We start from the raw sequence: 6,485 nt of genomic DNA, 5'->3' as shown, positions 1-6,485 counted from the left end.
CGAGATCGGCCTTCGGTCAGACCAGCCACATCGAGGACGCAGTTGGGCGTGCCCGTAGCAGAAACAACCGGAATGAAGACGGACGTCCCTACATCGGCATCACCTTGCGGATCCCCGCGCGGCGAGAGGTGCCATCCCCATCCCGACCTCCCGTCATTGACCGGCCAGCGGCAGAGTTCCCGCACGGCAACGGTCGGGCCCTGGCATCAGGCCGCCTCCGCAATCCTGGCCGCCGGCTGAAGATCGTGCAGGTAGGTCGCTGCGCGTTGAGCGTGCGCGGCGGCCGAGAAAATGAAGCGCTTCTCGTTGGAGAGCACCTCGAGCCAGGACGCGAGGTAACTGGCGTGGTCAGGCCGCGGCTCGAGCTCCGGTACGATGCCGAGATCGGCGCAGAGGAAAACCGCCCCCAGTTCGGCGATCAGCTCCTCGCGACTGCGTTCGCTACGATCCTTGTGGTAGCGGCTGAGATCGCGGTTGACCCGGTGGGCCGGAGCTGTCCAGTGGATGGTCTCGTGCGCCCTGACGGCAACGAAGGATTCCGCGTCGCGGAAGCTCTCGAAGACTGGGAGCTGGATGTGGTCGGACGAGGGCGCGTAGAATGCCTTGGCGCCGCCATAGACGACCCTGGCGCCGGTCGCGTCAAAAAACGCATCAGCGTGGGCGATGCGCGTGACGGGATCGGTCACCGGCGGCGGCGCACCGTAATAGTGGTCCGGCAATCCCTCGATCTGGTCGACGTTGAAGACCGAATAGGCCTTAAGGAACGGGATACCGCGCTCGACCTCATCGCCGCGCTCGTCGGTTTCGGTCTTGGTGAATTGGCTGGCATAGACGACGGTCGAGCCGCTCTCGCCCTTGCGGACATGCCCGCCAAGCTCGATCGCTTGCTTGAACGTCATCCAGATGGGCGAAGCGAAGCCGCGTGCGACCGCCTCCGACCAGAGCAGGATGATGTTGATGCCCTGGTAGGGCGTTCCATTATGCCGCAGCGGTCGCGTGATGCGGCCGGCGGTGTTGGCTTCGCTCCAGGGTCTTACCCATGGGCGGACGCCTTTCTCGAGATCCGCGACGATGCGGTCGGTGATCTTCGCGTAGATGTCGACGCGGGGTTTGCTGTCTTTCCTGTTCATCATTCGAACCTCCATTCGAGGCCGCGCCGATCGCGGCCGTCACGAGGTCCGCCCGCGAGAGGACCGCAGGTCCGCGAACCCGGAGGATGAATCGGAAGAATGAGAGAGGTCGCAGCCGGGCCGGAACGGCAGTGGAGGACGGCTTCGCCGTTTCGCGGAACGAGGACCGGAGCAGGACCACCAATCGTGACGGCCGCGATTGCGCCGGCCGCGCCATGCGTCTTCCTGCTTCCCTCCGTCTCCCGGTCCCGCGCAAGCCGGACGCGGGTAAGGCCGCCCTATACCTGCTGAAGTTCCCGCCACCTATCACGGGAATAAATCGATCCCTTCCCAGTGATTCAAACCTGTCATTGGACGACGGATTCCGGCTGCGCGATTCTGCTCAGCATGATCGCGCAGCCATACCATCTCTATGTCGAACGCACAGACCCGGACCGGAGGATGGCGCGGTTCTACGCGCTGTCGATCGAGGAGACCCTGTTCGGCCAGACCCGCCTCGTTCGCCGGTGGGGCCGGATCGGAACACGAGGCCGAACGGTCCAGCATTCGTTCGACAACGAGCTAGATGCGGTCAGCCTATTCCTCGACCTGTTGCGAGCTAAGAGGATGCGAGGCTATCAGCCGAGGCGGGATTCTGTCGAACGGGCCCACACTTCCGGCCGCCATGCCTCGATAAGTCCCTCAACCTCGAGACGATAATCCTCGGGATAGATGGCGTTCGAACGGCGGGCGATCCCAAGGGTGGGAGCCCCCGAGGATGGGCGGAGCCGAAGCTCCGCCCGCGGCCCCTATCCGAGAGCGGCCATCTGCAGGTCGGCGGCCTGCCGGCTGACGGCCTGGCCGGGATTTTCGGCCTGACGCTCGTAGGGCTTCCAGCTCTCGCCGACGATGTGCTCGTAGGCTGCGACCACGCCCTCGGCGGCCATGCGCAGAGCGTGGGCCTGGATACCCATGTCGGCGGCGAACTCACGCTTGCGCTGGGCGGCGCTGTCGAACCCGACCGGGCCGTCGCGATCCTCATCGCGCATGTCGTTGGCGAGCCGGGCGGTCGCGTCCTTGGCCTCGGTGACAGCCTTGGAATAGAACTGCCCCGCCCCGTAGGCAGACCCGACATGGGAACCGACGATCCGCTGGAGATGGATCTGCATGGCCTTCTCGGAAAGGCCGTCGGAGAGGGTGTCGGCGCTTTCGATCAGGGTGCGCTCGTGGAAGTCCCGGATACCGTCGCTGTCGAGGACAGCGAGCCCGAAGCTCTCGGAGATGAGTGCGGCCTGGTTGGCATCCGGGCAGCACAGGCGCACCATTTCGAGGGTGGTGCCCTTGCGGAGTTGGACGACGCGAGCCTTGGTCTTGGTGGAGCGGGTTGAACTGGACATGAAGCAATCCTTTCTAGCGATGCCCTTCGGGCGATCCGGCCCCGTGCCGGTCTTCCCTGCGGGTGCGGTCAAAGAGAACCGGCGGAAACTGGACGCTTCAGGGTCCGGGGCCTGCCAGGCGAGCAAGGTTGGCTTGCGGACAAGCGGGGCTAACAGCCCTGCGCGGAACGCGGGCCAGCCTTGTCGAGACCGGCGGGCTCCGGCCGCATCGCGGCGCAAAGCGGCCTTGAAGGGGTCAGCCGCCGGTTCAGACCGCAGCAAACCCGCCGGGAAGACCGGCACGGGGTCGTTTCCATGAATTGGCTCGCGCGAGGAAGTGCGACAGATCAATCCGCTTCGCCGGCATCACGGCCGGACAGTCGCCGCAGGCCCTACCCGGATATTGCCCCGTTACCCGCACAGCCCGCCACACGGTTTCGGACAGGGCTGCCCTCCTGATCGCAGGTCGGGGCTCACGAAACCGCGCATGGAGACGCGCTGCGAAGGATCAGGCCGCGGAGGACCGCCATATCCAGCTCCGGATCGACCTCCGAGAACCCGTGCCGGCGACGGAAGGCGGCGATCGCCGCATCCTGGCGGGCGAGCTTGCGCGACAGACCATCGACCTCGCGGTGACGGGAAAAGTTCAGCTCCGATAGCGTGGCCCGGTAGAGCTGCTCGTCGGCATGGCTCCATGTCGACCTGGACTTCCGGTAATCGCGTGATCTGGCGCGGAAGGTGGTCATCAGGCGCTCCGCGCGCGCCGCAATCTGCCGCTCGATCAGCCCGAGATGGGCATGCGTCTCCCGGCGGGCAGCTTCCATGCGCGCCATTATGGCGATGTGCTCTGCAATCGTCATGAGGCGGCCTCCCGCAATCGTTTAGGTGTGGACGTGAGGGATCGCGGCCAGGCCTCGGGATACCAGTGCCGGATGGTCTCTTCGGCGCAACGTTTCTCGAAATCGGTGAAAAGATCGGGAAAGGCCTGCGCAACGGCCGCCCAGCAGCAATCCTCCTCGTAGAAGCCGTCGGCGCTTCTCAGAAGGGGATGGATGTGGGCATTGCGGTCGGGGTCGAGATGGAACCCGCCATGGCTCGGGGTCGAATGGCAGACGACGCCTTCGGCATAGTGCGTGGCATGATCCGAGAGCCCCCATGGGGTTGCTTGCCGAGCCGGGATGCTGCGGCGGGCCAGTCTACGCAATTGTGCCTGATGTCGGGCGTTCTCCTCGACACGGGCGCGGAACGCCGCTTTGCCGTCGAGCTGCCCGCCGTGACCATAGAAGCTGGACTGTTTCCATTCGGAGATGGGCAGAGGCAGCTTCCATGCATGGCCGAGATAGCGTCCGCCATTGTAGGCAGGGATCATCGCAAAAGCGTTCTCCCCAACCAGTGCCGCGAAGAGGCCATCGCTCGTTCGCCCGTAATACACCTCCGGGAATCCGGAGGTGTTGTCGATCGTTGCCTCGGTTTGAGCAGTCGCGTTCATGCCGCCCTCCCCTCGACGGCGTCGGCCGCCGCGGTATCGGCCGATACGTCCTCGAGCACCGCGTTAGGATACCGATGAGATTGCAGCCAGGTCTCCGCGTCCTGCCGGTTGGCGGCGAGATAGACGAGTTCGGCACCCTCGCCGGCGCGATCGAAGACCTGGACCGAGCCCGGTGCGGGTCGGGAGATCACCACGAACTTCGAGCCGCAATCGACCGAAAAGCTCTTGTGGACGCGCAGGACGATGACACCGCCGCTGCCATAATCGCCTTCATGCAGCGTGAAATGCGCGGGCGACGAATACTGCCCGGTCTGCCGGGCTGGCGTCTTGCGGATCAGGCGGCCGCCGCTATTGGCGCTCTCCCATGCCGAGAGTTTCTTGCGATGACGCTCGGGCGGGCGCGGTGTGCCGTCGGAGTAGCGGATGATGGAACCGAGCGGCACGAGATCGTAGATCAATTGAGCGGACATATTGTTTCTCCAGTGGTGCTGTTGATGAAAACAGAACCGCCGCCGGCGCGATTGCCGGCGGCGGGGTGGGTTGGGAGGAAGTGGATTGGCGGCCTATTCGGCGGCGACGCGCCAGGCTTCAGTTTCTTCGACGGTGTGGCCGTCATCGACCGGATGCTCGTTTGCCGTCGCCCCGGTCTGATCACCGTCGAGCTCATCGACTTCCCGCGCGGTGTCGTCGTCAGCCTCGTCCGGCGCGGCGTACCGGGCCGTCCAGCTCGTCAGCTCGGCGACGTCGGGCGCGAACAGGGCCGAGGGATGGACGAAGTGGCCTTCCTTGAAGTGCTCGACGAGGGCTGCGCGCGTGTCCTTGACGCGGGCACGCGGCAGGACTGGCGTGTCCTTGCAGGACGCCTCCAGCGCCGGCCGCGACAGGCACGACATGAACTCGTCCGTGCCCATGTTCGGCAGGAAGCCGTCGGCGCCGACGGTATCGCCGGCGACCCGAGCGACGATGCCGCTGTTGGTCCTGTTCTCCCGGCATGAGAGGACGTCGATCAGGACCTTACGCGCGACCTGGTTGAGCGTCTCACGATCGTATACGGGCCTGCCGTCTTCCCCGAAAAGAAGGGCTGCATGACGCTCCAGCCGCGCGTGGCCGTAGACCGTGCCCGAGGAACCGGAATCGACGGAGACGTTCCTGCCCGCGAAGGCGAGAACGAGCAGCGCCATCAGCATGTCCTCCTCGATTGGCGCGCGGGCGAGCGCCTCGTGCAGCGCATCGGTGCGGAAGTCCCCGATCATCTCGATCCCCTTGCGCGTCACGTCCGGACGGGCCTTGGGAGCGACCAGCCCCGTGTCTGTACCTGCGGCGTCGGTTGCATCACCCTTGCCCTTCGGCTTCTTTGCCTCGGGCATGCGATAGGCGACCGTCTGCACCTTGCCCTCGCGGTCGAGATACATCGCGGTATGATCGGACTTGCCGGCCTTGCCATAAACTCGCTCGGCCTTCGGTGGCAGCTTGGCGTCGCCCCATTGGCCCGCGTCGACGATGACGCCGCGCTTGGGAAGGTTGTTGGCCATCCATTCCTGCTGGGCGCCAAGATAGGCGTCGACGTCGGTCGTATAACGGCTGTCCTCGTCTGCCGGGGCGAACAGATCCTCGACCCAGGCGATTCCGTAGGCATGTGCCAGATCATCCCCGAAACTGGCATGTTTTGCGAACATGCGGGTCTTGGTCAGACCCTGCGCGACAGCCCACCATGAGACCTGCGGGTCGGCCTTGGATGGCTTGTGCTTCTTCCAGATCTCTTTCTGATCCTCGAGTGCGGCGGAAGCGATGGTGCGAAGCTGGCGCTCATCGGGCATGTCGCCCTTGGCCATCTGATCGAGCATTGATGGCAGGACGTTCGCCAGAAGCCGCAGCTTCTTGATCTGGCGAACCGGCAATGCCAGCGCGATGGCGATCGCCTCCTCGGTCCAGTTGAGCGCAACCAGGCGCTCGATCGCCCGCCACTGGTCGACGGGATTGAGCTGCTCATGGGCGAGCGTCTCGGCCAGCGATCGCATGGCGCCACCGTCCTCCGCGCGCTCGATCACCAGCACGGCGATTTCCTCGAGGCCCGCCGCGATTGCCTGCTTCACGCGACGATGCCCGGCATCGATGACAAAGCCGTTGCCGCCTTCGGTCTCGGGGGCGACGACAGGCGGCTGCACGATGCCGACAACCTTGATCGTGGCCAGCAACAGGGCGTCCGCCTGCGGGCTCGATTTGGAGCGCCGCGCCTTGTCGGGATTCTCCTTGAGCGCGCGCGGATCGACAAACTTCAGTTCCATTGGGATGCTCCGTTTCGGGTTGCGGACACCGCCGATCGCGGGTCCTTCTCCGTCTTCTTTTCTGAAGACATCCCCCGGCCCGCGGAGCGGACGGGCCGGTGCAACTGCCTGTCGAGCATCCCTGCCCGGCAAGCCAAGCGGGGCTAATCAGCCCTGCGAAGGACGACGCGGCCGGGATCGCGAGCCAGGCGGTTGAGCGCAGGCGTCAGCGGTGCGGCCGATCCGC

Annotated in this window: 7 protein-coding genes; 1 reads left to right on the top strand and 6 read right to left on the bottom strand. The window is 65.3% G+C overall.

Going from position 1 to position 6,485, the window contains the following annotated elements; all coding sequences use genetic code 11:
- Window positions 1–206 precede the first annotated feature (206 nt).
- On the bottom strand, window positions 207–1,130 hold the full coding sequence (locus ACLB6G_RS19695; RefSeq protein ID WP_154386610.1) for an ArdC family protein: 924 nt from the start codon (window positions 1,128–1,130) through the stop codon (window positions 207–209).
- A gap of 387 nt (window positions 1,131–1,517) precedes the next feature.
- On the opposite strand from ACLB6G_RS19695, the gene ACLB6G_RS19690 reads away from it, so the two are divergent.
- Window positions 1,518–1,829 carry a WGR domain-containing protein gene (locus ACLB6G_RS19690; protein WP_410357846.1) on the top strand — a complete coding sequence of 104 codons (312 nt, stop codon included), beginning with the start codon at window positions 1,518–1,520 and terminating at the stop codon, window positions 1,827–1,829.
- Window positions 1,830–1,918: 89 nt separating this feature from the next.
- Here ACLB6G_RS19690 and ACLB6G_RS19685 read toward each other — a convergent pair whose 3' ends face one another.
- From ACLB6G_RS19685 to ACLB6G_RS19665, 5 genes are all read right to left on the bottom strand, one after another.
- Complete coding sequence (locus ACLB6G_RS19685; protein ID WP_154386592.1) at window positions 1,919–2,506, bottom strand: hypothetical protein; 588 nt, start codon at window positions 2,504–2,506, stop codon at window positions 1,919–1,921.
- A 452-nt stretch (window positions 2,507–2,958) separates the two neighbouring features.
- The gene (locus tag ACLB6G_RS19680; RefSeq protein ID WP_185910477.1) at window positions 2,959–3,345 is read right to left on the bottom strand and encodes a hypothetical protein; all 387 of its coding nucleotides are present in this window, start codon (window positions 3,343–3,345) and stop codon (window positions 2,959–2,961) included.
- Entirely contained in the window at window positions 3,342–3,974 is a 633-nt protein-coding gene (locus ACLB6G_RS19675; RefSeq protein ID WP_154386593.1) for a DUF7007 domain-containing protein, read from the bottom strand. The genes ACLB6G_RS19680 and ACLB6G_RS19675 overlap by 4 nt, the downstream gene beginning before the upstream one ends.
- Window positions 3,971–4,444, bottom strand: coding sequence for a hypothetical protein (locus ACLB6G_RS19670; RefSeq protein WP_154386594.1), 474 nt, complete (start codon window positions 4,442–4,444; stop codon window positions 3,971–3,973). The genes ACLB6G_RS19675 and ACLB6G_RS19670 overlap by 4 nt, the downstream gene beginning before the upstream one ends.
- A 93-nt stretch (window positions 4,445–4,537) precedes the next feature.
- On the bottom strand, window positions 4,538–6,259 hold the full coding sequence (locus ACLB6G_RS19665) for a ParB N-terminal domain-containing protein (RefSeq protein ID WP_154386595.1): 1,722 nt from the start codon (window positions 6,257–6,259) through the stop codon (window positions 4,538–4,540).
- Between the last annotated feature and the right edge of the window lie 226 nt (window positions 6,260–6,485).

It is taken from the genome of Zhengella sedimenti, assembly GCF_046506625.1.
GTDB classification, from domain to species: domain Bacteria; phylum Pseudomonadota; class Alphaproteobacteria; order Rhizobiales; family Rhizobiaceae; genus Zhengella; species Zhengella sedimenti.
Note: the sequence above shows the minus strand (reverse complement) of the source record. Positions and strands in the feature narration are given on the sequence as shown.